General features: G+C 57.3%; 25 protein-coding genes and 1 tRNA gene. 17 read left to right on the top strand and 9 right to left on the bottom strand.

Translation table 11 applies throughout. The features are described 5' to 3' along the window. Positions 1-26 precede the first annotated feature (26 nt). From hslV to ACL7TT_RS13510, 3 genes are all read right to left on the bottom strand, one after another. Complete coding sequence (gene hslV / locus ACL7TT_RS13520) at positions 27-566, bottom strand: ATP-dependent protease subunit HslV (RefSeq protein ID WP_413396094.1); 540 nt, start codon at positions 564-566, stop codon at positions 27-29. 158 nt (positions 567-724) lie between these two features. After that, complete coding sequence (locus tag ACL7TT_RS13515) at positions 725-1,285, bottom strand: SPOR domain-containing protein (RefSeq protein ID WP_413396092.1); 561 nt, start codon at positions 1,283-1,285, stop codon at positions 725-727. Positions 1,286-1,367: 82 nt separating this feature from the next. Further along, positions 1,368-3,581: a primosomal protein N' gene (locus ACL7TT_RS13510; RefSeq protein WP_413396090.1), complete on the bottom strand. Its 2,214-nt coding sequence runs from the start codon at positions 3,579-3,581 to the stop codon at positions 1,368-1,370. A 153-nt stretch (positions 3,582-3,734) separates the two neighbouring features. Between ACL7TT_RS13510 and ACL7TT_RS13505 the strand changes: the two genes are divergently transcribed. The 9 genes from ACL7TT_RS13505 to ACL7TT_RS13465 all read left to right on the top strand — a co-directional run bounded on the left by ACL7TT_RS13505 (position 3,735) and on the right by ACL7TT_RS13465 (position 10,309). Further along, the gene (locus tag ACL7TT_RS13505; protein WP_413396088.1) at positions 3,735-4,304 is read left to right on the top strand and encodes a hypothetical protein; all 570 of its coding nucleotides are present in this window, start codon (positions 3,735-3,737) and stop codon (positions 4,302-4,304) included. Beyond that, positions 4,301-4,597: a transcriptional regulator gene (locus tag ACL7TT_RS13500; RefSeq protein ID WP_299939722.1), complete on the top strand. Its 297-nt coding sequence runs from the start codon at positions 4,301-4,303 to the stop codon at positions 4,595-4,597. The genes ACL7TT_RS13505 and ACL7TT_RS13500 overlap by 4 nt, the downstream gene beginning before the upstream one ends. A gap of 156 nt (positions 4,598-4,753) precedes the next feature. Beyond that, positions 4,754-4,966 (top strand): 50S ribosomal protein L31, encoded by a 213-nt coding sequence (gene rpmE, locus ACL7TT_RS13495; protein ID WP_299939725.1) that lies wholly within the window; start codon positions 4,754-4,756, stop codon positions 4,964-4,966. A 370-nt stretch (positions 4,967-5,336) separates the two neighbouring features. Then, the gene (locus ACL7TT_RS13490) at positions 5,337-6,590 is read left to right on the top strand and encodes a malic enzyme-like NAD(P)-binding protein (RefSeq protein WP_299939727.1); all 1,254 of its coding nucleotides are present in this window, start codon (positions 5,337-5,339) and stop codon (positions 6,588-6,590) included. 167 nt (positions 6,591-6,757) lie between these two features. Beyond that, complete coding sequence (locus tag ACL7TT_RS13485) at positions 6,758-7,207, top strand: hypothetical protein (RefSeq protein WP_413396085.1); 450 nt, start codon at positions 6,758-6,760, stop codon at positions 7,205-7,207. 81 nt (positions 7,208-7,288) lie between these two features. Beyond that, entirely contained in the window at positions 7,289-8,872 is a 1,584-nt protein-coding gene (gene gshA, locus ACL7TT_RS13480) for a glutamate--cysteine ligase (RefSeq protein WP_413396083.1), read from the top strand. Positions 8,873-8,922: 50 nt separating this feature from the next. After that, on the top strand, positions 8,923-9,525 hold the full coding sequence (locus ACL7TT_RS13475; RefSeq protein ID WP_413396081.1) for an acyl carrier protein phosphodiesterase: 603 nt from the start codon (positions 8,923-8,925) through the stop codon (positions 9,523-9,525). Continuing rightward, on the top strand, positions 9,522-10,013 hold the full coding sequence (locus ACL7TT_RS13470; protein WP_413396079.1) for a disulfide bond formation protein B: 492 nt from the start codon (positions 9,522-9,524) through the stop codon (positions 10,011-10,013). The genes ACL7TT_RS13475 and ACL7TT_RS13470 overlap by 4 nt, the downstream gene beginning before the upstream one ends. 5 nt (positions 10,014-10,018) lie before the next feature. Next, positions 10,019-10,309, top strand: coding sequence for a CidA/LrgA family protein (locus ACL7TT_RS13465; RefSeq protein ID WP_413396078.1), 291 nt, complete (start codon positions 10,019-10,021; stop codon positions 10,307-10,309). Positions 10,310-10,444: 135 nt separating this feature from the next. Here the strand turns inward: ACL7TT_RS13465 and ACL7TT_RS13460 are convergent, their stop codons facing one another. Further along, positions 10,445-10,618 (bottom strand): hypothetical protein, encoded by a 174-nt coding sequence (locus ACL7TT_RS13460; RefSeq protein ID WP_413396076.1) that lies wholly within the window; start codon positions 10,616-10,618, stop codon positions 10,445-10,447. A gap of 225 nt (positions 10,619-10,843) precedes the next feature. Here ACL7TT_RS13460 and rsd point away from each other — a divergent pair, with 225 nt between their 5' ends. Further along, on the top strand, positions 10,844-11,302 hold the full coding sequence (gene rsd / locus ACL7TT_RS13455) for a sigma D regulator (RefSeq protein ID WP_299939741.1): 459 nt from the start codon (positions 10,844-10,846) through the stop codon (positions 11,300-11,302). Positions 11,303-11,479: 177 nt separating this feature from the next. Here rsd and ACL7TT_RS13450 read toward each other — a convergent pair whose 3' ends face one another. Beyond that, the gene (locus tag ACL7TT_RS13450; RefSeq protein ID WP_413396074.1) at positions 11,480-12,271 is read right to left on the bottom strand and encodes an FKBP-type peptidyl-prolyl cis-trans isomerase; all 792 of its coding nucleotides are present in this window, start codon (positions 12,269-12,271) and stop codon (positions 11,480-11,482) included. 471 nt (positions 12,272-12,742) lie between these two features. Here ACL7TT_RS13450 and ACL7TT_RS13445 point away from each other — a divergent pair, with 471 nt between their 5' ends. Continuing rightward, positions 12,743-13,639 carry a hypothetical protein gene (locus ACL7TT_RS13445; protein WP_299939746.1) on the top strand — a complete coding sequence of 299 codons (897 nt, stop codon included), beginning with the start codon at positions 12,743-12,745 and terminating at the stop codon, positions 13,637-13,639. A gap of 221 nt (positions 13,640-13,860) precedes the next feature. Here ACL7TT_RS13445 and ACL7TT_RS13440 read toward each other — a convergent pair whose 3' ends face one another. Beyond that, on the bottom strand, positions 13,861-14,361 hold the full coding sequence (locus tag ACL7TT_RS13440) for a TIGR02444 family protein (protein ID WP_413396072.1): 501 nt from the start codon (positions 14,359-14,361) through the stop codon (positions 13,861-13,863). A gap of 110 nt (positions 14,362-14,471) precedes the next feature. Here ACL7TT_RS13440 and ACL7TT_RS13435 point away from each other — a divergent pair, with 110 nt between their 5' ends. Next, positions 14,472-16,391, top strand: a complete 1,920-nt coding sequence (locus ACL7TT_RS13435) for an ATP-binding cassette domain-containing protein (RefSeq protein WP_299939751.1) — start codon at positions 14,472-14,474, stop codon at positions 16,389-16,391. 132 nt (positions 16,392-16,523) lie between these two features. On the opposite strand, the gene ACL7TT_RS13430 is transcribed toward ACL7TT_RS13435, so the two are convergent. Next, the gene (locus ACL7TT_RS13430; RefSeq protein WP_299939754.1) at positions 16,524-17,408 is read right to left on the bottom strand and encodes an outer membrane beta-barrel protein; all 885 of its coding nucleotides are present in this window, start codon (positions 17,406-17,408) and stop codon (positions 16,524-16,526) included. Between the two features lie 1,484 nt (positions 17,409-18,892). Further along, positions 18,893-18,969 (bottom strand) — tRNA-Arg (locus ACL7TT_RS13425). A gap of 280 nt (positions 18,970-19,249) precedes the next feature. On the opposite strand from ACL7TT_RS13425, the gene ACL7TT_RS13420 reads away from it, so the two are divergent. After that, complete coding sequence (locus ACL7TT_RS13420; RefSeq protein WP_299939766.1) at positions 19,250-19,666, top strand: c-type cytochrome; 417 nt, start codon at positions 19,250-19,252, stop codon at positions 19,664-19,666. 152 nt (positions 19,667-19,818) lie between these two features. Here the strand turns inward: ACL7TT_RS13420 and rep are convergent, their stop codons facing one another. Beyond that, a complete protein-coding gene (gene rep / locus ACL7TT_RS13415; protein ID WP_299939769.1) occupies positions 19,819-21,852 on the bottom strand; it encodes a DNA helicase Rep in 2,034 nt (677 codons plus the stop codon). Between the two features lie 156 nt (positions 21,853-22,008). Here rep and ACL7TT_RS13410 point away from each other — a divergent pair, with 156 nt between their 5' ends. The 4 genes from ACL7TT_RS13410 to ACL7TT_RS13395 are packed head-to-tail and all read left to right on the top strand — an operon-like array spanning position 22,009 to position 23,780. Next, the gene (locus ACL7TT_RS13410; RefSeq protein ID WP_299939771.1) at positions 22,009-22,233 is read left to right on the top strand and encodes a DUF3565 domain-containing protein; all 225 of its coding nucleotides are present in this window, start codon (positions 22,009-22,011) and stop codon (positions 22,231-22,233) included. Beyond that, entirely contained in the window at positions 22,230-22,682 is a 453-nt protein-coding gene (locus tag ACL7TT_RS13405; RefSeq protein ID WP_413396069.1) for a YaiI/YqxD family protein, read from the top strand. The genes ACL7TT_RS13410 and ACL7TT_RS13405 overlap by 4 nt, the downstream gene beginning before the upstream one ends. Before the next feature lie 15 nt (positions 22,683-22,697). Next, on the top strand, positions 22,698-23,192 hold the full coding sequence (locus tag ACL7TT_RS13400; RefSeq protein WP_413396067.1) for a GNAT family N-acetyltransferase: 495 nt from the start codon (positions 22,698-22,700) through the stop codon (positions 23,190-23,192). An 18-nt stretch (positions 23,193-23,210) separates the two neighbouring features. After that, positions 23,211-23,780 carry a GNAT family N-acetyltransferase gene (locus tag ACL7TT_RS13395; RefSeq protein ID WP_413396065.1) on the top strand — a complete coding sequence of 190 codons (570 nt, stop codon included), beginning with the start codon at positions 23,211-23,213 and terminating at the stop codon, positions 23,778-23,780. Positions 23,781-23,840: the final 60 nt, after the last annotated feature.

The raw sequence follows: 23,840 nt of genomic DNA, 5'->3' as shown, positions 1-23,840 counted from the left end.
CGGGCGCGGCAACAGGCGCGCGGCATTTAAAAGGTCAATTCTTCGATGGTGTGGCTCTGATTGGTGTAAACGCAGATATCACCAGCAATTTTCAGGCCCTGTTCAACGATCACACGCGCGCCCATTTCGGTATTGTCGAGCAGCGCCCGTGCAGCAGACTGGGCAAAGGGGCCACCGGAACCGATGGCGATCAGGTCGTCTTCCGGTTGAATGACATCGCCGTTGCCAGTCACAATCAGGCTGGCACTGGCATCGGCCACGGCCAGCAGGGCCTCGAGACGGCGCAGGGCGCGGTCGGTGCGCCAGTCTTTGGCCAGCTCCACGGCGGCGCGGGTCAACTGGCCACCGTGGGCCTCCAGCTTGGCCTCGAAGCGCTCAAACAAGGTGAAGGCATCTGCCGTACCGCCGGCAAAGCCGGCGATAACCTTGTCTTTGTACAGGCGGCGCACCTTGCGGGCATTGCCCTTCATGATGGTGTTTCCCAGGGATACCTGGCCGTCGCCGCCGATCACCACTTTGTTGTTGCGGCGACAGGATAAAATAGTGGTTCCGCGATACTGTTCCAATGGAGACCTCTCGGGTTACGCGTGGCCTTCAGCGGCGGGCGCTAGGTGCCACCGGTGCCGGAAATTGCCTTAAAGCTAGGTAAATGAGGACGCAACGGGTTGATTTCAACAACCACAAGTGCAATTGCGATACCGGGAGCCCGCCATCCAAAGCGGTTTCATTTGGCGGGGCGCTTCAATACCAGCGGCATCAGGCTGTGCTCTGCCAGCACCTGGCGCGCCTTGGCCATGCGCGAGCGATTGCTGAAAGGCCCGACCAGCACCCGGTGCCAGGTGCCGCGGCTGTCGCTGGCGGACTCCACCTTGACATCCAGGTTGGCCAAGGTCAGCCGCGCGCGCAGGCGCTCGGCCTCCGCCGCCTCGCGAAAGGAGGCTGCCTGCAGAATATAAACCTGTTGGGGAGACGCACCGGCCTCACGCTGTGCCGAACCTTGCTCCCCCTGGTGACGCGCGGACCTGGCCACCTTCGGCGGCGGCACCGACACCTCGTTTTCCTTTAACAGGGTGTAGAAATCAAAGCGCGGCTGGGAGGGCGCCTCCGCCGCCGGCTTGGCCATCTGTGGCTTGCCGCCGCCAACGCCTTTACCCGCCCCGGCAATACCGTATTGGAGGAGCAAAAATACCGCGAAGCCGCCCACAATATTGCCCAGGGCAAACCACCCCCAGGCGGGTTTGCCCGTGGAATGTTGACTGCGGCGGTTGGTTTTGCGACGGCTCATTGAAGGTCTCTTCCCCAGCTGGTCTGCCCGATCAGCGCATTGTACCGTCAATTCCGGCGGGAGCTCTGTACTCCGGCAACATTCAGGACAAATCCTGCGCATCCATATCCACCGCCCAGCGCAGGCGACGATTTTTGTTCCCTTCGGCCCAGGTGCTTACCCGTGCCAGGAGAGGTTGTAATTGCGCGCGCTGCTGTGCAACCACCTGTACATAAAAGCGGAAGCGCCCGGACTTGCGCTCCAGCAGAGCCGGCACCGGCCCCAGATAGAGCAGTTGCGGAGAGGGCGGCGCCAGGGATTGCATATACCGGCGCGCGCTTTGCAGAAACGCTTCTGCCCAGGCGGGTTCCTCGCACTCCGCGCGCACCAGCGCCATGGCCCTTACCGGGGGCAACTGTGCCGCGATGCGATCCTCCAGCAACTGGCGCGCAAAATCGCCATAGCCTTTATCTAGCAACCGCTGCAGCAGCGGGTGCTCGGGGTAACGGCTCTGCACCAGCACGCGCCCGTGCAGACTGCCGCGCCCAGCGCGGCCCGCCACCTGCGCCAGCAATTGCCCGGTGCGCTCCGGTGCGCGGAAATCAGCACTGAACAGGCCGCCGTCGGCATCCTGAATCACCACCAGGGTCACCCTCGGCAGATGGTGCCCCTTCGCCAGCATCTGTGTCCCCAGCAGCAGGCAGGGCTGTCCATCGCGGGCCGGCGCCAGCAGTTTGTCCAGCGCCTGTTTGCTGCCGGTGGTGTCCCGGTCGATTCGGATCACCGGGTAGCTGGCAAAGCGCTGCAGCAACAGTTCCTCGCTGCGCTCGGTGCCACCTCCGAGGGCGGCGATCGAATGGCTGTGGCACTGGGGGCAACTGTTCACCAGCGGGCGGCGATGGTCACAGTGATGACAGCGCAGCTGGCCTTGACGCCGATGCAGGGTCAGCTTGCTGGAGCAGTGCGCACAGTCGGCGATCCAGCCGCAGTCGTCACAGGTCAGTGCCGGCGCGAAGCCGCGCCGGTTGATAAACACCAGGGCCTGTTCACCCCGCGCCAGGACATCGCCGATATGGCGCAGTACCTGGGGGGAAAAGCCCGCCTCCAGAGGCTCGCGCAGAGTCGGCACCACATGGATTTGCGGTGGGTGCGCGTTGCCGGCACGCTGGTATAGATGCAGATGCCGGTAGCGGCCGGTCAGGGCATTGTGCAGGGTTTCCAGCGCGGGTGTGGCAGAGCCCAGCAATACCGGCACATTGGTATTGCGCCCCAACACCACTGCCAGATCGCGGGCCGAATAGCGCACGCCATCCTGCTGCTTAAAGGAAGCGTCGTGTTCCTCGTCGACGATCACCACCCCGAGCCTCGGCAGCGGGGTCATAATGGCTGAGCGGGTGCCGATAACGATATCCGCCTGGCCTGCGGCAGCGGCGAGCCAGGATTGGGCGCGCTCGCCCTCGGCCAGGCCGGAGTGCAGGGCGGCAATACTGTGATCGGGAAACCGGGCCGCGATACGCCTCAGGGTCTGTGGGGTGAGTCCTATTTCCGGCACCAACAGCAATGCCTGGCGCCCCGCAGCCAATACCCGCTCTATCAGGCGCAGATAAATTTCCGTCTTGCCGCTGCCGGTCACCCCCTCCAGCAAACTGGCGGAGAAACGGCTGCAATCCATCACATCCAGCACCTGCTGCTGCTCGCTGTTCAACGCCGGGGCCAAAGAGGCATCCGCCCCGGGCAATGGCGGCGGCACTGTGGGACCGGCAACCCATTCCACCAGCCCGCGCTCCTGCAACCCGCGCCCCGCTGCCATGGAATGGCCCTGTGCTTTCAAGTGCGCACGACTCAGCCTGCCATCGCGCAACAGCTTCTGCAGCAGGGCCTGCTGCTTAGGGGCCCGCGCCAGCGCCGTCTGTGGCAGGCCCTTACCCTCTGTGGTGAGTTGCAGCCATTGCTCGGCCCAATGGTGGGCGGGCTTGCCCTTGCGCAGGGCAGCGGGCATGGCGGCCGCATACACCTCTCCCACGGGTGCCTGGTAGTAATCGGCGATCCAGGCGAGGAATCTGCGGCTGTGCGCGTCAAACAATACCGTACTGTCGATCTGCTCCAGCGCGGGCTTCAGTTCCGCCAGTGGCGACTCCCCCACAATAGCCACCAGCACCGCCACCAGTTTGCGCCCGGCAAAGGGCACCCACAGGCGCTGGCCCGGGGCCAGCGCCTGTGGTGAGAGCCCCTCGGGGGGCAGATAATCGAACAGGCGCCGCAGCGGCACGGGTACCGCCAATTGTAAAATCACCCTTTGCTGAACCGCCTCTTGCACCCTGCCCCCGGTGGCTATTGCAAAAGCCCTTAGTGTACCGGCTGGTACGGTGAGGTACAGGACAGTTATTTTTACTTGCAAACTCTAATTATTAGAGTATTCTGACAAACACTCTAAATTTTAGAGTTGCTTAAAATAACCGGAGTGATCTTCATGACCGATCTGGACAATATCAGGGACAACCTGGATTACGTCAGCAGCGCCGTACGCAGCGGCACATCGCAGGACGGCATACCCGCGCTGTACTTTCTCTGGAGCCTGTTGATTTTTATCGGCTTTGCCTTACCAGACTTAGCACCGCGCTTTGCTGCAATCTACTGGCTGCCGGCCTCGATTGGAGGGGGGCTTGTCAGCTGGTGGCTAGGCGAGCGAACGGAGCGTCGTCAGGGCATTAACAACACTGCCTTCGGACGCAGATATGGCTTGCACTGGCTGGTGAGCGGCGCAGCCTTCCTGTTGGTCTTTATCTCCCTGATTAGTGGGCAGGGTGAGGCAGGGCCTGAACTGTTCCTGCTGGTTGCCGGACTGTCCTACAGCCTGGCTGGTGTGCATCTGGAACGCCCATTACTCTACAGCGGTCTTCTGATGCTGGCCTGCTACGGGGGTATGGTACTTATATCCCCCCCTTATGCCTGGACGCTGACAGGGTTGGTTGTGGGCATCTCGCTTCTGTGGGCCGGCTTCGCACAGCGCGCAAAACACAACCGCGGGGACCCACAGTGAAAGCCCTGGGGGCCTTAAACCCTGTTCTGGAGCATCGGATACGCCTCGCCATCTGCGTGCTGTTGGCCAAGTACGGAGAAATCAGCTTTTCCCGCTTTAAGCAGCAATTGGCGGTCACAGATGGCAACCTCGGCGCCCAGCTGCGGCGGCTGGAGGAACAGGGCTTTATCGATCCGCGCAAGGCCCTTATGGAACGCAAACCCGTCACCTGGTACCGCCTCACCACGGAAGGTAGACAGGCACTGGAACAACACCTGGGGGCCCTGCAACAATTGATTTCGACATTGGACTAGGCCCTGCGCCGGGAGAGGGCCCTTGGACTTGTATACCGGCGCTAATCTGGTAGTATGCGCCGACTTTTTAAACGGTCTGGAACCGCACAGGTTCCTGTTCCAACGCCGATGCCGTGCCCGGCAATGATCGGGTGGCGGTATCGAAATGAGGCAATCATGAAAGCAAATATCCACCCGAAATACACCGACATCTCTGCCACCTGCTCCTGCGGCAATGTGATCAAAACCCGCTCTACCCTGGGCAAGGACCTGCAGATCGATGTGTGTTCCCAGTGCCACCCCTTCTACACCGGCAAGCAGAAACAGGCGACCACCGGTGGCCGCGTGGACCGCTTCAAGCAGCGTTTTGGCAGCCGCATCAGCAAATAATACATACAGCGGATCAAGGCGCTCACTGACTAAATCGGCGAATGCTGTGAAAAAAAGCACCCAGGGTCCTCCCGGGTGCTTTTTTTGTGTCCGGGTGTTTTTCGTCTGTGCAACTGCACAACGGGGAAAATGATTCGGACCCCTTAAGGTTGTGGGCATTGATGATATGCCTATCCTTAAAAATGGCGTATTTGACGGCTGAGCATTCCAGCTTTGGCCGACTAGTACAGGCCAAATAGTAGGGATTAGCGGTCTAACGTGCCCCCGGCGCTTGTCGCCACAAGCGCCCCCGGTTATTCTCTGATTCCCCGCAGTAACCGGGATAACACAGCGGTGTTGCCCCGACAGTTTTCGAGAGAACAGCCCTCAAATGACGGATTCATTGCGCCAGGCAGCACTGGACTACCACGCACTGCCCAGTCCCGGCAAACTATCAGTTGAACTGACCACCGCCGCCGAAACCCAGGAAGACCTGTCTTTGGCCTACAGTCCCGGCGTGGCCGAACCGGTGCGCGAAATTGCCAAAAACCCCGAGGCAGCCTACCTCTACACCGGCAAAAGCAATCTGGTGGCTGTGATTACCAACGGCAGTGCCATTCTCGGTCTCGGCAACCTGGGGCCGCTCGCCTCCAAGCCGGTAATGGAGGGCAAATCACTGTTGTTTAAGCGCTTTGCCGGTATCAACTCGGTGGACATCGAGGTGGACGCCAACAGCCCGGAACAGTTTATTCAGACCGTTGCCGCCATTGCCAATACCTTCGGCGGTATCAACCTGGAGGATATCAAGGCTCCGGAATGCTTTCATATTGAGGAGGCGTTGATCGAACGCTGTCCGGTGCCGGTTTTCCATGATGATCAGCACGGCACTGCCATAGTGACGGTGGCGGCGATGCTCAATGCGCTGGAGATCCAGGACAAAAAAATCAATGCGGTACGCATGGTCTGCCTCGGTGCCGGCGCCGCTGCAACCGCCTGCTGCAAACTGCTGCTGGCCGCCGGAGCGCGCAAAGAGCAGATCACCATGCTCGACAGCCGCGGGGTGATCCACTCCGGGCGCACCGACATTAATGCCTATAAGGGCGAGTGGGCACGGGATACACAAATGCGCACTCTCGACGATGCCATCACCGGCGCCGACGTATTCCTCGGGGTATCCGGCTCAGACCTGCTCTCCGCCGAGCAGTTGCAGCGCATGGCGCCCAAGCCGGTGGTTTTCGCCTGCTCCAACCCGAACCCCGAAATCAAACCGGAACTGGCCCACAGTGTGCGCAGCGACCTGATCATGGCCACCGGGCGCTCCGACTACCCCAACCAGGTCAACAACGTGCTCTGCTTCCCCTTTATTTTTCGCGGGGCACTGGACGTACGCGCAGCGCGCATCAATGAACAGATGAAGCTGGCGGCGATCGAGGCCATTCGCAAAATTGCCCACCTGCCGGTACCGGACTCCGTACGCGAGGGCTTCGGCGGTGTGGAGCTTACCTTCGGCCCCGGCTATATCCTGCCCAAGCCCACAGACCCACGCCTGCTGCCGGAAGTGGCCGCCGCCGTGGCCCGCGCCGCCGTGGATAGCGGTTGCGCATGCCTGCCCTATCCGCAACACTACCCTCTGGAAACCCTCTAGCAGGCTGTTGAAAAAGGCCTTTCATGGCCTTTTTCAATCCGGGTTTGCGGCGCACAGAAATCCTCCTCTCAACCCGTTGGAACAGGCATTTGCCGCACCCGCGCCAACGGACTTCTTGAGCCACACCGCGCCCGTCGATAAACTGCCTCTCTGTCACAGCATCAAAGTTGCCCAACATAATGATTCACGTGTATGTGCTGACCAATCAGCACCAGCAGTTCCTGAGTAAAAGTGGCGAATGGCTGGACGGCCGTGAGCCAAATAAACTGTTCCGCAGTGAGCACAAGGATGTCACCATCAACCAGATGTTCGAGGCCAATACCCGTGATGTCAGCCTGCGCATTGAGTTATTGCAGTGCGACCTGAACAATAAGGGCCAGCCCCTGATTCCGACAGAGGCGCTGGCAGATGCCTCAGGCGCCGACCCCCAGGACGAGCCGGAAATTCCACCGGCGGCGCCGGAGGAAGTGCCCCCGCAGCAGAATCCGGAACTGAACCCACAACCAGCGCCCGAGGTCGCTCCGGAGCAGACACCCGAAGTCGTACCAGAGCCAACCCCGGTGGAAACGCCCGCACAACCCGACGAACATGTATCCAAGTCGGAATCGACCGCCTGAACAGCTGCGCTTTCAGCTCCGGCAAAAGCCACCCGACACAGCAAAGAAAGAGCGCGTCCCGGAAGTACCAAGGAGATTCGAGTGCCTATTCCCCACCTAGCCGCCCTGGCACAGGCCCAGCCTGTGCAACTGCTCAAGGGCATACGCCGCGGCCTGGAAAAAGAAAGCCTGCGGGTTGCCCGCGACGGTACCCTGGCACAGACACCGCACGCGCAGACACTGGGCTCGGCGCTCACCCACGAGAGCATCACCACCGATTTTTCCGAAGCACTGCTGGAGTTCATCACGCCGCCGGTAGCCACCCCGGAAGAGGCCCTGCGCATTCTTGATCGCATTCACCGATATACCTATAGTCAGATCGGCGATGAGCGTCTGTGGGTCAACAGCATGCCCTGTGCCATCGGCGCGGATAAGGATATTCCGGTGGCGCGCTACGGCGACTCTCACAGCGGCACCATGAAAACCATCTACCGCCTGGGCCTGGGGCTGCGCTATGGTCGTGCCATGCAGACCATCGCCGGCATTCACTACAATTTCTCCCTGCCCGACGGATTCTGGCTGTGGCTGCACGAGTTTGAAAACAGCAGCGAATCCCTGCGCAGCTTCAAAACCCGCCGCTACTTCGACCTGATTCGCAATTTCCGCCGCAACTACTGGCTGCTGATCTATCTGTTCGGCGCAGCTCCAGCGGTATGCTCTTCGTTTGTGGAGGGACGCCAGCACAAACTGGCGCCGTTCAACGGCGACAACCACACCCTGTATGCCCCTCACGCCACCTCGCTGCGCATGGGGGACCTGGGTTACAACAGTGATGTACAACAATCCCTGATTGTTTGCTACAACGACCTGCCAAGCTATCTATCCACCCTGTGCTCGGCCATCAGCTGCCCCTACGATCCCTACCGGGCACTGGGTATAAAGGATGCAGAAGGCCACTACCAACAGCTATCCGCCGGCATACTGCAGATCGAAAATGAATTCTACTCGCCCATCCGTCCCAAAAACCCGACCCAACGCGGCGAGACGGCGCTGTCTGCACTGAACAATCGCGGCGTCGAATATGTCGAGGTGCGCTGCCTTGACCTGAATCCCTTTGCCCCTCTCGGCATCGATGCTCAGCAAATGCGCTTTCTCGACAGTTTCCTGTTGCACTGCCTGCTGACACACAGCCCCAAAGCCAGCGATGCCGACTACCGAGCCACCCAGGAAAACCAACAGCGCATCGTCTATCGCGGCAACGAGACGCAATTGCCGTTAAACCACAATGGAAATACACGCGCCCTCGGCGATTGGGCTCTCCAACTGCTCGGGGAAATAGACACCGTTGCCGGGCTGCTCGACAGCGCCTGGGACGGCGATCAGCACCGCAGCGCCGTGGGTATACAGCGCGCCAAGGTCCATGGCGAGACGCCCACGCCGTCACAACAGATACTGGCGGAATTGGAGACGCAGCAGCTGAATTTCTTCCAGTGGGCCATGGAAAAAGCCGAACAGCACCGCCGCTATTTCCTCGACCGCCCACTCAATAGCGACGCAGTACGCGAGTTCTCCCGCTTGGCAGAGGACTCTTTGCTCAGGCAGAAGCAGGTGGAAATAGACGATAAAGGTTCTTTTGAAGACTTTCTCAGCCACTACTACGCGCAATACCTCTGTTGCCAGGACTAGTGGCGACTGGCACCGGGTGAGGCGCCAATGAGCCACTTGCGGATAGCGCCATGAACTATCTGGCACACCTGCTGCTCTCCGGACCCGAGGCGCGCTGGCGCCTTGGCGGCCTGCTGGGCGACTTTGTCAAAGGCCCGTTAAATGGCGAGCGGCCAGCAGCCATTGAAGCGGGAATACGGCTGCACCGCCGTATCGATGCCGCGACCGGAACCCACGCCGCCTATCGCGATGCGCTGAAGGTGTCGGACCCCGGGTGGCGCCGCTACGCCGGCATTGCCCTGGATATCTGGTTCGACCACCTGCTGGCACAGAACTGGCGCCAGTGGCACCCTCTTGATTTGGAGGACTTCTGCGCCGGGTGCTGGAGAGACTTTCGCAGCGACAGCCGGTATATTCCCCCCCATGCAAGGGCATTTATGGCGCGTGCGGAGCAATTTAAACTCCTGCAGAGCTACCGCGAGGAGCGGGTGATCGGCCTTACCCTGGAGCGTGTCGGGCAACGCCTGCGCCACCCGGTCGCCCTGCAGGAGATGCTGCCCGAGCTGAACGCCGGGCGGGAACAACTGGAACACAATTTCAACGCATTACTGACCGACTTGAATCTCGAAGCCGCCCGGTTTCGGCAGCACTATTCAGGACTTGATAAGCCATGATATTACCCAACCCGCGCATTACTTTTCTGCTGGTTTTCCTATTCGTTGTTTTTCTGCTCGGCTTCGCCTTTTACCTGGAATACGCGCACGGCCTGGAGCCGTGCAAGCTGTGTATCACCCAAAGGGTGATGCTGCTCGGTGTTGGGCTGGTCTCTCTGATCGCCTTTCTACACAATCCCGATACCATCGGCAGGCGCGTTTACGGGCTTTTGGTCTCCATCTGGGCGCTGGGCGGACTCTACTTCGCCGGCCGCCAGCTGTGGCTGCAGTCCCTGCCGGAAGACCAGGTGCCCGCTTGCGGTCCCGGTATCAGCTATATGCTCGAAGCCTTCCCTGTGGCCGATGTACTCGGGGCACTGCTCACCGGTGACGGTAACTGCGCCGAGGTGCTGTGGACCATGATGGGGCTGAGTATTCCAGGCTGGTCCGCCCTTGGCTTTACCGGGCTGGTCCTGTTTGGCGCCTGGCAGGCATTTCGTAAATCCTGACAACAATGGCAAGCGAGCCGTGCCAGGGAGATGGCTCCACTCGCTCCGTGCAACAAAACCCAAGGCTGGGCAGCGCCGTCATCCTGTTTGGATGTGAGCGCCCCGACTGCCTCCTCAGCGACACGTCTTCCCTGCCCTTACCCGGCGCAGTCGCGGGGTTGCTGCGCCTGCTGTTTGGTTTAATGCTCTATGACCGGGTCCCGCGCGGACTGGCCGGGGTCAACACACCGCTACCCTACCTGTTACCCCTGTTATTTTTGCCTGCCGCAGTGGGCGTTTTTCTCTGCATAACCTGACGATCTCGGACAGGTTCACCCTGACCCTGGGGGCCCTGTTGCTGCAAAAATGTATTGTGGAAATCTGCCGGCGGGGCGGACAGGCGTGGCTGAGCTGTTACACGGCCCCCTATTTGCCCTGAGCCTGGGGCATTTTTACTCGGAGTGGCCCTGTACCGGCATATTACTACGGTACTTTTGCACCCTATTGTTACCGCCAGCCTGGCCGTGGTGGCGGTGCTGGATATTCTGGACATCAACGCTCACGCTGTCGACACTGCGCGCGCTGGAGATCAGTGCGCGGTGCGGTGGCTTTGCCGCCCTCGCCACGGGACTCTGCGGCGCGCAATCACTGCCATAATACTGCCACTGATTATCGGTTTTAATTAGCCCAGTGCTGCGCGCAGACAATGACCTGCCTGCGTGTCCGTGTTCTGGCGTGGTTTGTGCTCTTCGCCTTGCTGCCGGCGGAGGAATCCCTTATCTTGGCGGGGCCTTCGGAACCGGCAATAAAGCTGGTTACAGCGGCAAGAGTGACAAAAGGATATCCTGGAAATGCTGGAAAATTGTAAATCGGCGCGCGAACGCTGGGGCGGTGTCAGCGAAATTATCGACCGATGGCTTCAATCGCGGCAAACTCTGCTGGTGAGCTTTTACCACCTTTTGGAAAAAAAGGAATTCAGTGAGCGTGACCTGGACACCGAAGGCAAGGTGCGCCAGCTGTGCCAACTGTTGGTGGATTACGTTTCAGCCGGTCACTTTGAAGTCTACGAACAATTGATGCGCGAAGGGCAGGCGTTTGACGACAAGCAGGGACTGCAGAAAGCGCATGAACTCTACCGGGATATTGATGCCACAACGGATATCGCTGTCGACTTCAATGACAAGTATCTGGAGACCGACGACCTGTCCAGCCTGGACCCGGATCTGTCTCAACTGGGCGAGGCCCTGGAAACCCGCTTCAGTTCAGAAGACCGGATGATCGCCCTGCTGCACACCGCACACAAAAACTAGCCTGTCCCAGACCGGAGCACCGTGATCGCACGGTGTTTGCCCTTTTCTCGCATTTACCCCACTCCCAGGCAGCCACAAATAGCCGTGGCTGTCATCCAGGCCATATCGATTAATCCACCGCCAGCGAAAAGGGGCGCCCTATGGACGCCCCTGTTAAGTAAAGTCCCGATAGTCAGATCACTCAGACTGCGGTTCACTTTTTTTGTTTTCTTCGCTTTTCTCGGACGCCTCATCACCTGCAACATTGGCTTTGTGGAGCTCCACCTCAAAAATCAAAGTCGCATTGGGGCCAATCTTGCCACCGGCACCGCCCGGGCCATAGGCGAGTTCAGAGGGAATATAAAGCTCCCACTTAGAACCCTCTTTCATCAGCTGCAGGGCTTCGGTCCACCCTTTGATCACACCGTTGACCGGGAACTGAACCGGCTCACCGCGGGCATAAGAGCTGTCGAATTCCTCACCATTGAGCAGGGTGCCCTTGTAGTCCACCTCAACCGTACTGTCGGCGCTGGGGGTATTGCCAGAGCCTTCGGTAATCACTTTGTACTGAAGGCCGGAATCGGTGGTGGTAACACCGTCCTTCTTGGCGTTCTCAGCAAGGAAAACCTCGCCTTCTTTCAGGTTTTTCTCTGCAGTTTCTTTAAATTCTTTCTCTTGTTGAGCCAGCATTTCCTGCTGCTTCTTTTGCATTTTTTCCTGGAAGGCGGCGATGGTCTGCTGCTTCTCTTCATCGGATAGGCGCGGTTCGCGGTCACTGGCGGCATCCTCGAGCGCCATCAACACCACCTGCGGGTCCAGCTTTACATCCTGGGACTGAAGGCGCTTGGCCATATCCTCGGCAATGATATAGCTGACCTTCTTCTCCTGGGTGTCCAGGGCAACTTCTTTTTCTTGCTTGGCCCCCTGCTTGTCACAGCCGGTCAGCACCAGGCCAAGGGCAATTGCTGCAGCCAAAGGGTAATTATTCATGGGTGTTGTCTCTTTGTCCGTATTGCGTTTATGGATTCGCGCTTGACCTTGGCCCAACGCCATCGGCGGTTTCCCAAGCGTCCCTGTATCGGCCCGAAGCCGCTAGGCGCACCTTTTCCACCGGTGCGCACAAGTCTAACCCAAGGCGACTCCCGGTGCATACCGCAGACGCGCACACTGTGCTGGACACCACACCCCCCCGAGGGTTCCGGTTGCGCCCGCCCATCGGGTTATGCTTGCCAAAATGAAAGGCCTGCGCTTTTTTCACTGCGTTCGGCATACATTTTTTTTATAAACAGCGCTATTATCAGTCACTCACCGGTAGTTGTTCCGGACTGTTAGAGATTCTTTCCGGTTTCGGAGCGATGCACAGTGCGCACGCCGCTACTTGAGCGACGTCGTTCGTGTTTAGGCAAGGCAAGTGCACTGCCCGGATGTGCCAATCGATAATAAACGTCAGGACATTTACTCATGGCTGCCAAACGAAAAGCTGTCAATCCGGTCGCAGAACTGGAAGCTCAAATTTCCAAACTCACTGTAAAGCTGGATAAAGCCCGCAACAAAAAGGTTACCGATGCCGAAAAAGCGGTTTTAAAGGCCGGAAAGGCTTTGACCACGGCAAAAGACAAACTGGCCGGGGCCAAGGCCAAACTCACCGGCGCCCGCACCGCGGCCAGGGCTACCAAGACCGCCGCTACGCAAAAGCGGCTCGATAGCGCCAAAGCCAATGTCGAGAAGTTCAGCGAAGCGCTGCGACTCGCCAGGGCCTCTATGGCGGAAGCAAAAGCGTTGCAAACCCGGGCGAAAGCTGAGCGCAAGGCAGCCGAGACCGTGCGCAAAGCCGCAGCCACAGCGGAGAAACAGCTTGGCAAGGCCCGGCCTAAGGGCAAGGCCAAGCAATCCACGCCGGTGAAGAAAGCCACGGCAAAAACCACCGTCAAAGCCGCTAAAACCACTGGCGCAAAGCCCGCCAAAAAAGCCGTCGCCAAAAAACCCGTTGAGAAAAACACCGGAGCGCGCAAGGCTGTGGCAAAGAGTGCGGCGCCCAAAGCGAAAAAGCCGGTAACCAAGACCGAAAAGTCAGCACCACCGGTGAAAAAAGTTACCAAACCCACCGCCAGCAAAGCGGCTGCCCCCAAACCCAAAGCACCGGCAAAGCCCGCGAAAGTAGAAAAATCGCCGAGTGAAAAGCCCAAGCCGACCGAACCCGGTCAAGCGTCGGTACTGCAAAAGGCCAAGCCCGATGTGGAAGCTATCGCTACCCCCAAGCAGGAAATGCCGTTGGAATCCACTCCCCCGACGCCAGGCATTACGCCAGCTACTCCTGCCAACAGCCTGTTTTCCGCTGAAGAGCGCAGCAGTGAGTAATTTATCCGCATAGGTCAACCCGGCCCTGTTGGTCAATTGAACGCCACCTCAGAGAGGACGCAAACGCCAAACAACTGTTGCGCTTGTGCGCCTCCCCGGGGTGCTGGCCGGCGGCGGACTATCCCGACGCTTTGTAATATTCCGGCAATCCTTTTATTCAACCGCTCTGATTGCCCAAGGCACATCCCACACACTGCTTTGGCAGCCAGGGAGAAGAGGGCTCACCCAGCATCCAGGTCTTCCGAGCTTGCCAGATAGCTTTCTATCAGGCTCGCCCAGCGGGCCTGTTCTTTTTCTAGCAGACCGTATTGATGAGCGGCCAACTCCAGAGCCGGGCAATCACCAGGCCAATCCCCGACGCAGTTTGTCCACAGCATTGCCAGTTGCAAGCGCTCCAGTTTGAGTTCGTAGCGCTTGCACATCCCATAGAGCCCCAGAGTATAGGGGCGCAGATGGCCCAGCAGACGGCGCAAATGACGCAGGCTGCGAATCATTGATCGCCTCGGTGCCAAACTGCGATCGACCACACACCAGCGCTCATCACTCAACTGGTGCCCACAGACAGCGGCATAGCTCGCCCATAACATCATACATATGTCAGCACCCCGCCTGTCCTGACAATCGAGCAGGAAGCTTTCCACATCATTGTGGCGATAAAATACCAGGCTGAACTGCCATAGGGGATTTTTCTGCAGGGGAGATGGAGGTGCGGTTTGTGTCACGTTAAAATCCCCACTTCTTTTCGACTGGCGCCTTCTTAAGAGGGCAGCGGTTATGCCCGATTCCGCCGAATAGGCTAGCATCCATCGGCCTGTTTCCATGAGGTTTTTCAGTGATCAATTTGCAAGGTGTCTCCCTACAGCGAGGTGCACGAGAACTGTTGCACAGCGCGGATTGTCGCATTTTCCCCGGCCACAAGGTGGGGATTATCGGCGCGAATGGCTGTGGTAAGTCCACCCTGTTCAAGCTATTGCTCGGCCAGTTGGAAAGTGATGCCGGCCAGGTGGATTTGCCGAGCACCTGGCGTATCGCCCATATGGCCCAGGAGGTCGAGGCCAGTGACCAGCCCGCCCTCGATTATGTCCTCGATGGCGACAGAGCACTGCGCCAGTTACAAAATCAGCTGGCGGCAGCGGAGAGCTGCAGTGATACCAGTGGTCACAAGTTGGCAGAACTGCACGAGCGTATGGCGGGTATTGATGGCTACAGCGGCCCGGCGCGGGCAGCGCAATTGCTCAGCGGTCTGGGTTTCTCCCACAGCGAGCAACAACGGCCAGTACACAGTTTTTCCGGTGGCTGGCGCATACGACTCAACCTCGGGCGCGCCCTGATGTGCCCGGCTGATCTGATGCTGCTGGACGAGCCCACCAACCACCTGGACCTCGATGCCACCCTGTGGCTGGAGCAGTGGCTGCAGCGCTTCCCCGGTACACTGTTGATTATTTCCCACGACCGGGATTTCCTCGATGCGGTGGTCGACGGCATTGTCAGTTTCGAGCAACAAAAACTGGTGTTCTACAGCGGCAACTACAGCGCTTTTGAGCGCGCTCGCGCCGAGCGTCTGGCCCAGCAGCAACTACAGTACGAAAAGCAGCAGGCCGAGCGTGTGCATATGGAGGATTTCGTGCGGCGCTTTCGCGCCAAGGCCAGCAAAGCCAAACAGGCCCAGAGCCGTTTAAAGGCGCTGGAGCGCATGGCCCGGATCGCTCCCGCGCATGTGGACTCCCCCTTCCACTTCACCCTGCCGTCGGCGGAGAAAACCTCCAATCCCCTGATCGATCTGCGTGAAACAGACATCGGCTACACCGGTAAGGTAGTGATCAATAAAGTGCAGCTGGGTATCCAGCCGGGCCGTCGTATTGGCCTGCTCGGCCCCAACGGCGCAGGCAAATCCTCGCTGATCAAGACCCTTGCCGGACAACTTTCCCCCCTGAGTGGCGAGCGCCAGTGCGGGGAGCATCTGGCGATTGGCTATTTTGCCCAACACCAACTGGAAGCCCTCGACACTGCCGCCTCCCCGCTACTACACCTGCAGAGGCTCAGTGCCGATGCCAGCGAACAGTCCCTGCGCGATTTTCTCGGAGGCTATGGTTTTATTGGCGATCGGGTGTTTGAGACCGTGGCCGGTTTTTCTGGTGGAGAAAAGGCACGACTGGCCCTGGCGATCCTGGCCTGGCAAAAACCCAATCTTCTGCTGCTCGATGAGCCCACCAACCACCTGGACCTGGAAATGCGCCACGCCCTGACCCTGGCGCTGACGGAGTTTCCCGGCGCTGTGGTGCTGGTTTCCCATGATCGCCATCTGCTCGCCAACACCGCCGATGAATTTATTCTGGTGGCAGATGGGCGCGCCGAACTCTATAGCGGTAACCTGGAAGATTATAAGCAGTGGTTATTGGGCTATAATCGCGAGAAAAAACGCCGCGGGGAAAAAACACCGGACACTGCCGGGGACAACACCGTCCCGGTCGGGGACAAAAAAACCCAGCGGCGCACCGCCGCTGCACTGCGCGAGCAATTGAAACCCCTGGCAAAAAAACTGAAAACCCTCGAACGCCAACTGTCTTCGGCAGAGAGGCAACTCTCTCTAACCCGGGAAAAACTTGCCGACGAAAGCCTCTATAACGGCGGGCAGCATGAAGAAATCGCCCGACTCAATAAGGTGCAAGCCGAACAAAGTGAGAAGCTCGCTGCACTTGAACTGGAATGGCTGGAAATTTCCGAGCAATTGGACGAATTACGCGGTGAATAACTTTCGCCAGAAAAGGGTGTCCATACGCACTAAAATAAGAGCAGACCGGTACAGACCACATCCTGCCAGCCAACTTCGTGAAAGTTATTCACTGGCCCAGCGCGCCGATTTGCTCCTCTATGGAAACTCAGGCTATCGGATACATCCATACTCATCCACGGCGATACCAATCGGGGTATTCGGACATTGATCCAGATAGGTGGGCACCCCATCAAAATCTGAATCCAAAGGGCATCCATCGAGGTGCACATCGATTCCAACAGGCGTTTGCGGACACTGATCGGTTGCATCGATAACGCCATCGGCATCCTCGTCATACCAGAAGTCCGGATATTCAACCCATTGGTAGCCTATCGCAATACTGGCAAATCCATCCACTCCACCCTCTTCTATGCCTTGAAAAAGACGCACGTCCGCACGCGCCTGCCAGCGCGGCCCCAAGCTGTATTTAATGCCGAGACCGAGATTAAACATCGTCTGGCGATCATGCCAATTGCAATCGTCTCCCGGATATTCAAGTTCGTAGCGGCAAACATCCGGATATTCATCCTCCCTGTCCCCGTAGTAGCGATCCGGTGCATCATCGAACTCTATACGGATCTCACCGATACCAAAGGCAACATAGGGTTGCCAGCAAAAGTTACCGCAGAACTGTCCGGCGAACTGGTAGAGCAAATCCAGGTGATAATTGTATACTTCCACCTTCTCGGGAATTTCCTTAATATTTACCGTAAAGTAGTCAACGACGCCCTCCATAGCCCAGTAATTAGTCATATTGAACCCAAGGCCAACTCCAACGCCGGTGGAATCGCGCAGTGTCAAATCCCGAGTGGTATCGCCCAGGGTTAAATCCTGAAATGGTGTACCGTCGAGACGATCCTCGTTGAACCAGTATTTACCGCCTTTCGCATAGAGATTTAGTGTTCCCACAAAGTCAGCATAAACTTCCACACTCAATACAGTAAAAAAAAATACAACATAGCGGAGCTTTGCAGCTACCATTTGATCATTTTCCATCCGTGGCACCAAATTCTATTTTAAATCAGCATCTGCCAAAATAACTCGACAATTTATTGATGCAAATGACAGCAAATTGCACTCACTCCATCAAACGTGAGTTTCACTCCCTGCCCAGCTCGAACCTCTATTGATCAAACTGAGTAATAAACTGCCAAGTTTGTAATGTATCAAGTAATTTTCCGCCATCGACTGTAGATCGATACAGATCAAAAAATAAATTTTGGTGACACATCACACCTGGATTGCTCAGGAGTAAATTAACGAACCGGAAATCTCTGTCTCATTATCAGCTTGATAGAACTGTGATCAGTATTAGCACCATAGACTGGAAAAAGCGAATAACAGTTGCAAACAGGGCCAGCGCAAACAATCCCGGCGCCAGGCATAGGTACCCGGCCAGGGACACTTCAATTGATCCCATATGACAGATAATAGATACGACGCATACACTGGAAACATCTCTTTGCGCTGGAAGAAAATAGAAAGAGGACTACCAAACTATGGCAATATTATTTTACGATGCAAAAAAAATGATAAAATAATTATTGAAGCGACAAAGTTCTATCACACATCTTACTGAGGCAAAGAAAAGCTGCAATAAGTGTGATCGTCAGATACGCACTAAAAACTTCTCTTCTGAAAATCCAGATAAATACAAAAGGGTATAGTGATCTCATCACGGTGCAAGTTGGCTCCTATGCATTCCCGCCCCTAGTCACTCAGCTCCTAAGAAAGTCTAAATAATAGACTATCCGGATTTCCATTTTTGAATGGCATAGTATCCCGTTTTCCTGGCACCGGAAAAATAGATAAGCCTTTATCGAATGAGGTGTGAAATATCTCTTCTCGCAGTAGCGATGCCAACACCCCAAAAAGATGACAAGCTCTGGGCTGTTGGTTTATTTTCCTTTTTTACCTCAGCATAAACCCACATCTGCTGAGTGAGCACTTCTCATATCCTGACAAAATGAAACCCACTGGCCAAGGAATATCTTACAAAACTGCTCGATAACGCTCAGATAGTCAACTATCTGGCACATCGGCAAACGGATATTTTTAATCAGCTCCAACGCATATCAGAGATCAATTTTCTGGATGAATCTCTCTTGGGAAACCGGCAGTGATATGTAATTAACCAATTTCAGTATTATTTATGGAAAATAAGCCCTGTGAGCGGCATTTACCAATAAGGCAGGAGGGAAGAATACCCCTCTGCCAGAATCGCATAAGGCGTGGATGCCGATTATGAGCCTACAGGGATGGGTTCATAGCGCGTCCTGGGAGAGGGGTATTCCCCCCTTCTGATTTGGCAGTAGATTTGTGCGCGACCCTCCTGTTATATCAGCGCTCTACTTTTACAGTGCCGATACCGACGTGAAACTTAAGGGGGTTGGGCTTGAGGCCACTGGCGAGGCTCCGGGAAAAGGCTGCCTCGCCGCAATAAATCCCAGTATTGCGGGTTTAGTCAAATGAAAGAAAGCTGGCCCGCTCGGAGGGATTCGAACCCCCGACTTCCACCTCCGGAGGGTGGCGCTCTATCCAGCTGAGCTACGAGCGGGTAGTGTGGGGCCTGGACCATCAACCCCTCTGGCCTTAATGGTAAGGCCAATACCCCGTAATCCGCCTCCCGCCTTCAGAAAAACATACTGTCCACGGCTGGGGTAGGAAGTGACTGCCAATACAGGGTGGGCGGAGTATACAGAAGCGCTGCGGGGTGTGGAAGGCATTGTGTCGGGTCAACCGGCCTTTGGCAAGGACTGGTGGTGTGCTTATAATGCGCGGCGTGGAATTATGCCGCGGTATGGGCTCAATTCAATTCAGTCCTTTGAGGGGGTAGTATGAAGAGTATTTTGGGTATCGTGGCGGCACTGACCGTCAGTGCGGCTGCGGCAGTAGCCCAGTCTGTTGATCAGGAGATTGCCGAGCGTATTGCTCCGGCAGGCAAAACCTGTATGAAGGGGGAGGAATGTGCAGCAGCGGTAGCGGCGGCACCGGAGAGCGCCAGTACCGCTGGGCGCAGTGGCGAGGAGATCTACAACGCGAGCTGCTTCACCTGCCACGCCGCAGGCGTAGCGGGCGCACCCAAGCTTGGCGATGTGGCCGCTTGGGCTCCGCGTATCGCCAAGGGTATGGATACGCTCTACACCAACGCCATCAACGGTATCAATGCCATGCCGCCTAAAGGTCTGTGTATGGATTGTAGCGACGACGAAATCAAAGCCACCGTCGACTATATGGTGGAAAAAAGCAAGTAACCGTACGCGCTGCCTGGAGGCCGCCCCTTAAGCGGCCTTTTTTCACCGGTATCGGCCAGATAGGCACTGTCTATTGGCATGGGGCCCTTTCCCTGTGAGGATACCAAGTGCTGGTGGCGGAACATGGATAAAGGTATCGCGTTGCCCGCACTTCAATCAAACATACGCAACAGCGACCCCAGGGTCTCCTCTCCCTTTGTCTGGTTCTGTTGCGGCGTGGTTTTACTGAACCCTTCCCGTATCACATCCTCCTCGGGCAGTTCATCCAAAAAACGGCTGGGCGTTGTGTCCTGGGTTTCACCAAACTGCTTGCGCTTGCCCGCCAGGGTCATGGTGAGGGTGCGCTGAGCGCGGGTGATACCGACGTAGGTGAGACGGCGCTCCTCTTCAATATTGTCGTCCTCGATACTGTTGCGATGCGGCAGCAGGTTTTCCTCCATGCCGATCATAAACACATGGGGGAATTCCAGGCCCTTGGCGGCGTGCAGCGTCATCAGGCTGACCTTATCGGTGGCTTCCTCTTCCTCCTGACGCTCCAGCATATCCCGCAGGATCAGCTTGGAGATAGCTTGTTCCAGGCGGATATCCTGCTCCAGTTCATCATCGGTGCCCTCCATGATCTTATTGAGGGATTCCAGCAGCCAGTACACATTCTCCATACGCTTCTCGGCCACTTTCTCGCTGCTTGCGTTTTGCGCCAGCCAGCCGGCGTAGTCGATATCCTCAAGCATCTCGCGCAGGGCATCGCTGACCGAGCGTTCATGGCAGTTGCGCTGCACACCTTCGAGCCATAGCGCGAAGCGGTTGAGGCGTTCGTAGCCCTGTCCACTGATATGTTCCTTGAAGCCCAGCTCGGAACAGGCTTTGAACATAGAGACCTCGCGATCCCTGGCATAATGGCCCAGGGTTTCCAGGCTGCTGGTGCCTATCTGGCGGCGCGGGGTATTGATAATGCGCAGGAAAGCGTTATCGTCATCGGGATTCACCAGTAACCTGAGGTAGGCCATCACGTCTTTGATCTCGGCGCGGGCGAAAAACGACGTGCCCCCGGACATCTGGTAAGGGATTTGGTGTTCCTGGAGCTTCAGCTCCACAAGGCGCGCCTGGTGGTTGCCACGATAGAGTACGGCGAAGTCCATAAATTTGCAGCCGCGACGGCTTTTTTGCAGATAAATCTCGTTGGCGATGCGCTCGGCCTCGTCATTTTCGTTGATCAACTTGATCACGCGGATCTCTTCCCCCAGGCCGCGGTCGGACCACAGCGCCTTGTCAAACTCATGGGGATTATGGGCGATCAGCTGGTTGGCCACTTTGAGTATACGACTGGTGGAGCGGTAGTTTTGCTCCAGCTTGATCAGGCGCAGACCGGGAAAGTCAGTCTTGAGGGCCGTCATATTCTCCGGGCGCGCGCCGCGCCAGGCGTAGATGGACTGGTCGTCGTCCCCCACCACCGTGAGGCTGCTGCGCCCCCCCAGCAGCAGTTTCACCAGCAGGTACTGAGCATTGTTGGTGTCCTGGTATTCGTCCACCAGCAGGTAGCGGATCTTCCTGCGCCAGCGCTGGAGCAGCTCCGGGTCCCTGTCGAACAGCTGCACCGGCAGCAGGATCAGGTCGTCGAAGTCCACTGCGTTGTAGGCCTTGAGGGCTTCGCAGTAGCGATCATAGGCGATGGCAATGGCCTGCTCGCCGGGGCTCTGCGCCTGCTCCAGGGCGCGGCGCGGTGTACGCATATCGTTCTTCCAGTTGGAGATCTGGTTCTGCACCCGCTCAAGCAGATCTGTATCCAGGTCGCCATCGCGCAGCATCAGCTCCTTGATCAGCGCGCGGGCGTCTTCGGCGTCGAAGATGGAGAAGCCCGGCTTAAAGCCAGCGGCGCGGTACTCCTTGCGCAGGATATTCAGGCCCAGGTTGTGGAAGGTGGATACGACGAGACCATGACTCGCCTTGGAGCGCTTGCCATTCGGCCCCGCCAGCAGCTTACCCACCCGCTCTTTCATCTCCCGGGCGGCCTTGTTGGTAAAGGTGAGGGCGGCGATATTGCGCGCGGCGTAGCCACACTGCTCGATCAGGTAGACGATCTTGCGGGTGATGACGCTGGTCTTGCCAGAGCCGGCACCGGCCAGTACCAGACAGGGGCCGTCGACATATTTCACCGCTTCAGACTGGCGGGGATTAAGTTGGGTCATATAGGGAGCTACATCATTATTGCACGACGGAAAAGCAGGGGATTCTATCAGCCTTGGCTCGAATCCTCCCATCGCCAGTAAGAACGTTCGCCTCGGCGTGTACTTTGACAGTGGGATTAGCTATAACTGCGCCCTATTCTCTGCTTGTGTAATCCCATGCAACAACCCATTGCCGGTTATCACCTGGATGAAGAAGATCACTGGGTGGCCGAGCTTGCCTGTGGCCACTGCCAGCATGTGCGCCACAACCCGCCCTGGACCAACCGGCCCTGGGTGATCACTGAGGCGGGGCGCGCGTCCAGGTTGGGCATTCAACTCAATTGCAGGAAATGCGATGCGGGTCTGCCGCCCGATACGCTCAAAAAGGCGATACAACCATGACAAGAATCTGGGTCGATGCCGATGCCTGCCCGGTGGTCATCAAGGAAATTCTGTTCCGCGCTGCAGAGCGCACTGCAACAGAAATGACCCTGGTAGCAAACCAGGCAGTCAGAGTGCCGCCGTCCCGTTATATCCGCTCTCTACAGGTGACTGCGGGCTTTGATGTGGCCGATAACGAAATTGTGCAGCGCTGTGGAGCGGGGGACCTGGTGATTACCAGCGATATCCCCCTGGCAGCAGAGGTGATCGATAAAGGCGCCGAGGCCCTGAACCCCCGCGGGGAACGCTACACCAAGGCCAATATCCGCGCGCGCCTGAATATGCGCGATTTTATGGATACCTTGCGCTCCAGCGGTGTGCATACCGGTGGCCCACCGGCGCTCAATCAGGCGGATCGCAAAGCCTTTGCGGACCAATTGGACCGGTGGCTGGCGAAAAGTCGCAATTAGGCTGGGGTGTCGACATTGAAAAGTATCAGGCTGGAGCCATTGCCGACAGCACAATTCTCAACACTGATGCCCTGGCTGCCGGATCGGCAGCAGTGCCAGCAGTGGGGTGGCCCGCATTTCCGCTTTCCTTTCAATAGGGCATCTTTTCTTGAGGATTGCCACTGGCCGGAGTTGCCGAGTTACGTCTTTCAGGATAGCGGGGGCGAACTGCTCGCCTTTGGCCAGTTTTACCAACACTTGGGTCGTTGCCATTTGGCGCGCTTAATTGTCTCTCCGAATCATCGCGGGGCCGGGCTGGGGAGCGCTCTGGTTACCCAGCTCGCACAAATTGGCATCAGGGCCTTACAGGTAACTGAGTGCTCCCTGTTTGTGCTGCGCACTAATTTAACGGCACGCAGATTGTATGAAAAGTTGGGCTTTGTGGAGACGGCCTATCCAGAGCAGTGCGAGTGGCTCAGGCTTTGTGATTTTATGGTCGCCCCGGCTGAAGGTTTCAGCGAGAACAAATAATAGAATAGTTATTCTCCAATGGCTGAACTAATACAACCAAACACCGAGCGCCTGCAATTACGTCAGTGGCGAGAGGCAGACAAACCCCCTCTCGCCATAATGAATACCGACCCCAGGGTAATGGAGTTTTTTCCTGCACTACTCACACGGGAAGAAAGTGATGCGGGTGTCGATCGTAACAGTACATATATAGAAGAGTATGGCTGGGGCTTCTGGGCGCTGGAACTTAAAGAAAGCGGTGAATTTCTCGGCTTTGTCGGCATCAAACCAATCACCGATGACCTGCCGTTTGCCCCTGCGGTAGAAATTGGCTGGCGCTTGGCCCATCCACACTGGGGCAAAGGCTATGCCAGTGAAGCCGCGCGCGCATCCCTGGAAGTGGCCTTTGAGATTTTACAACTTGCTGAAGTGGTCTCCTTTACCGCCCTGCCAAATATTCGCTCCCAACGAGTGATGGAACGTCTCGGCATGCAGCGGGATTCTCTGGTGTTTGAACATCCCCAGGTTCCCACTGAAAGCCCCCTGTTGCGTCACTGCCTGTTTCGGTTGGCAGCAAAAGACTGGTGCAAAGCGGTCGCTGCGAAATAATTACACAGCTACAAAGCACTTTTATTTACCTGGAGAACCTTTTTTATGAGGCCGGAGATG

Origin of the sequence: Microbulbifer jejuensis, assembly GCF_047289955.1 — a bacterium.
Lineage (GTDB): Bacteria > Pseudomonadota > Gammaproteobacteria > Pseudomonadales > Cellvibrionaceae > Microbulbifer.
This window is presented reverse-complemented; position numbering and strand designations above follow the sequence as displayed.

Bases quoted from the DNA above. Each gene is read 5' to 3' on its own strand.
- ACL7TT_RS13515 (WP_413396092.1), bottom strand. From the start codon at position 1,285: ATGAGCCGTCGCAAAACCAACCGCCGCAGTCAACATTCCACGGGCAAA.
- ACL7TT_RS13505 (WP_413396088.1), top strand. From the start codon at position 3,735: ATGACCGATCTGGACAATATCAGGGACAACCTGGATTACGTCAGCAGC.
- rpmE (WP_299939725.1), top strand. From the start codon at position 4,754: ATGAAAGCAAATATCCACCCGAAATACACCGACATCTCTGCCACCTGC.
- ACL7TT_RS13490 (WP_299939727.1), top strand. From the start codon at position 5,337: ATGACGGATTCATTGCGCCAGGCAGCACTGGACTACCACGCACTGCCC.
- ACL7TT_RS13475 (WP_413396081.1), top strand. From the start codon at position 8,923: ATGAACTATCTGGCACACCTGCTGCTCTCCGGACCCGAGGCGCGCTGG.
- ACL7TT_RS13470 (WP_413396079.1), top strand. From the start codon at position 9,522: ATGATATTACCCAACCCGCGCATTACTTTTCTGCTGGTTTTCCTATTC.
- ACL7TT_RS13465 (WP_413396078.1), top strand. From the start codon at position 10,019: ATGGCAAGCGAGCCGTGCCAGGGAGATGGCTCCACTCGCTCCGTGCAA.
- rsd (WP_299939741.1), top strand. From the start codon at position 10,844: ATGCTGGAAAATTGTAAATCGGCGCGCGAACGCTGGGGCGGTGTCAGC.
- ACL7TT_RS13450 (WP_413396074.1), bottom strand. From the start codon at position 12,271: ATGAATAATTACCCTTTGGCTGCAGCAATTGCCCTTGGCCTGGTGCTG.
- ACL7TT_RS13445 (WP_299939746.1), top strand. From the start codon at position 12,743: ATGGCTGCCAAACGAAAAGCTGTCAATCCGGTCGCAGAACTGGAAGCT.
- ACL7TT_RS13430 (WP_299939754.1), bottom strand. From the start codon at position 17,408: ATGGAAAATGATCAAATGGTAGCTGCAAAGCTCCGCTATGTTGTATTT.
- ACL7TT_RS13420 (WP_299939766.1), top strand. From the start codon at position 19,250: ATGAAGAGTATTTTGGGTATCGTGGCGGCACTGACCGTCAGTGCGGCT.
- rep (WP_299939769.1), bottom strand. From the start codon at position 21,852: ATGACCCAACTTAATCCCCGCCAGTCTGAAGCGGTGAAATATGTCGAC.
- ACL7TT_RS13410 (WP_299939771.1), top strand. From the start codon at position 22,009: ATGCAACAACCCATTGCCGGTTATCACCTGGATGAAGAAGATCACTGG.
- ACL7TT_RS13405 (WP_413396069.1), top strand. From the start codon at position 22,230: ATGACAAGAATCTGGGTCGATGCCGATGCCTGCCCGGTGGTCATCAAG.
- ACL7TT_RS13395 (WP_413396065.1), top strand. From the start codon at position 23,211: ATGGCTGAACTAATACAACCAAACACCGAGCGCCTGCAATTACGTCAG.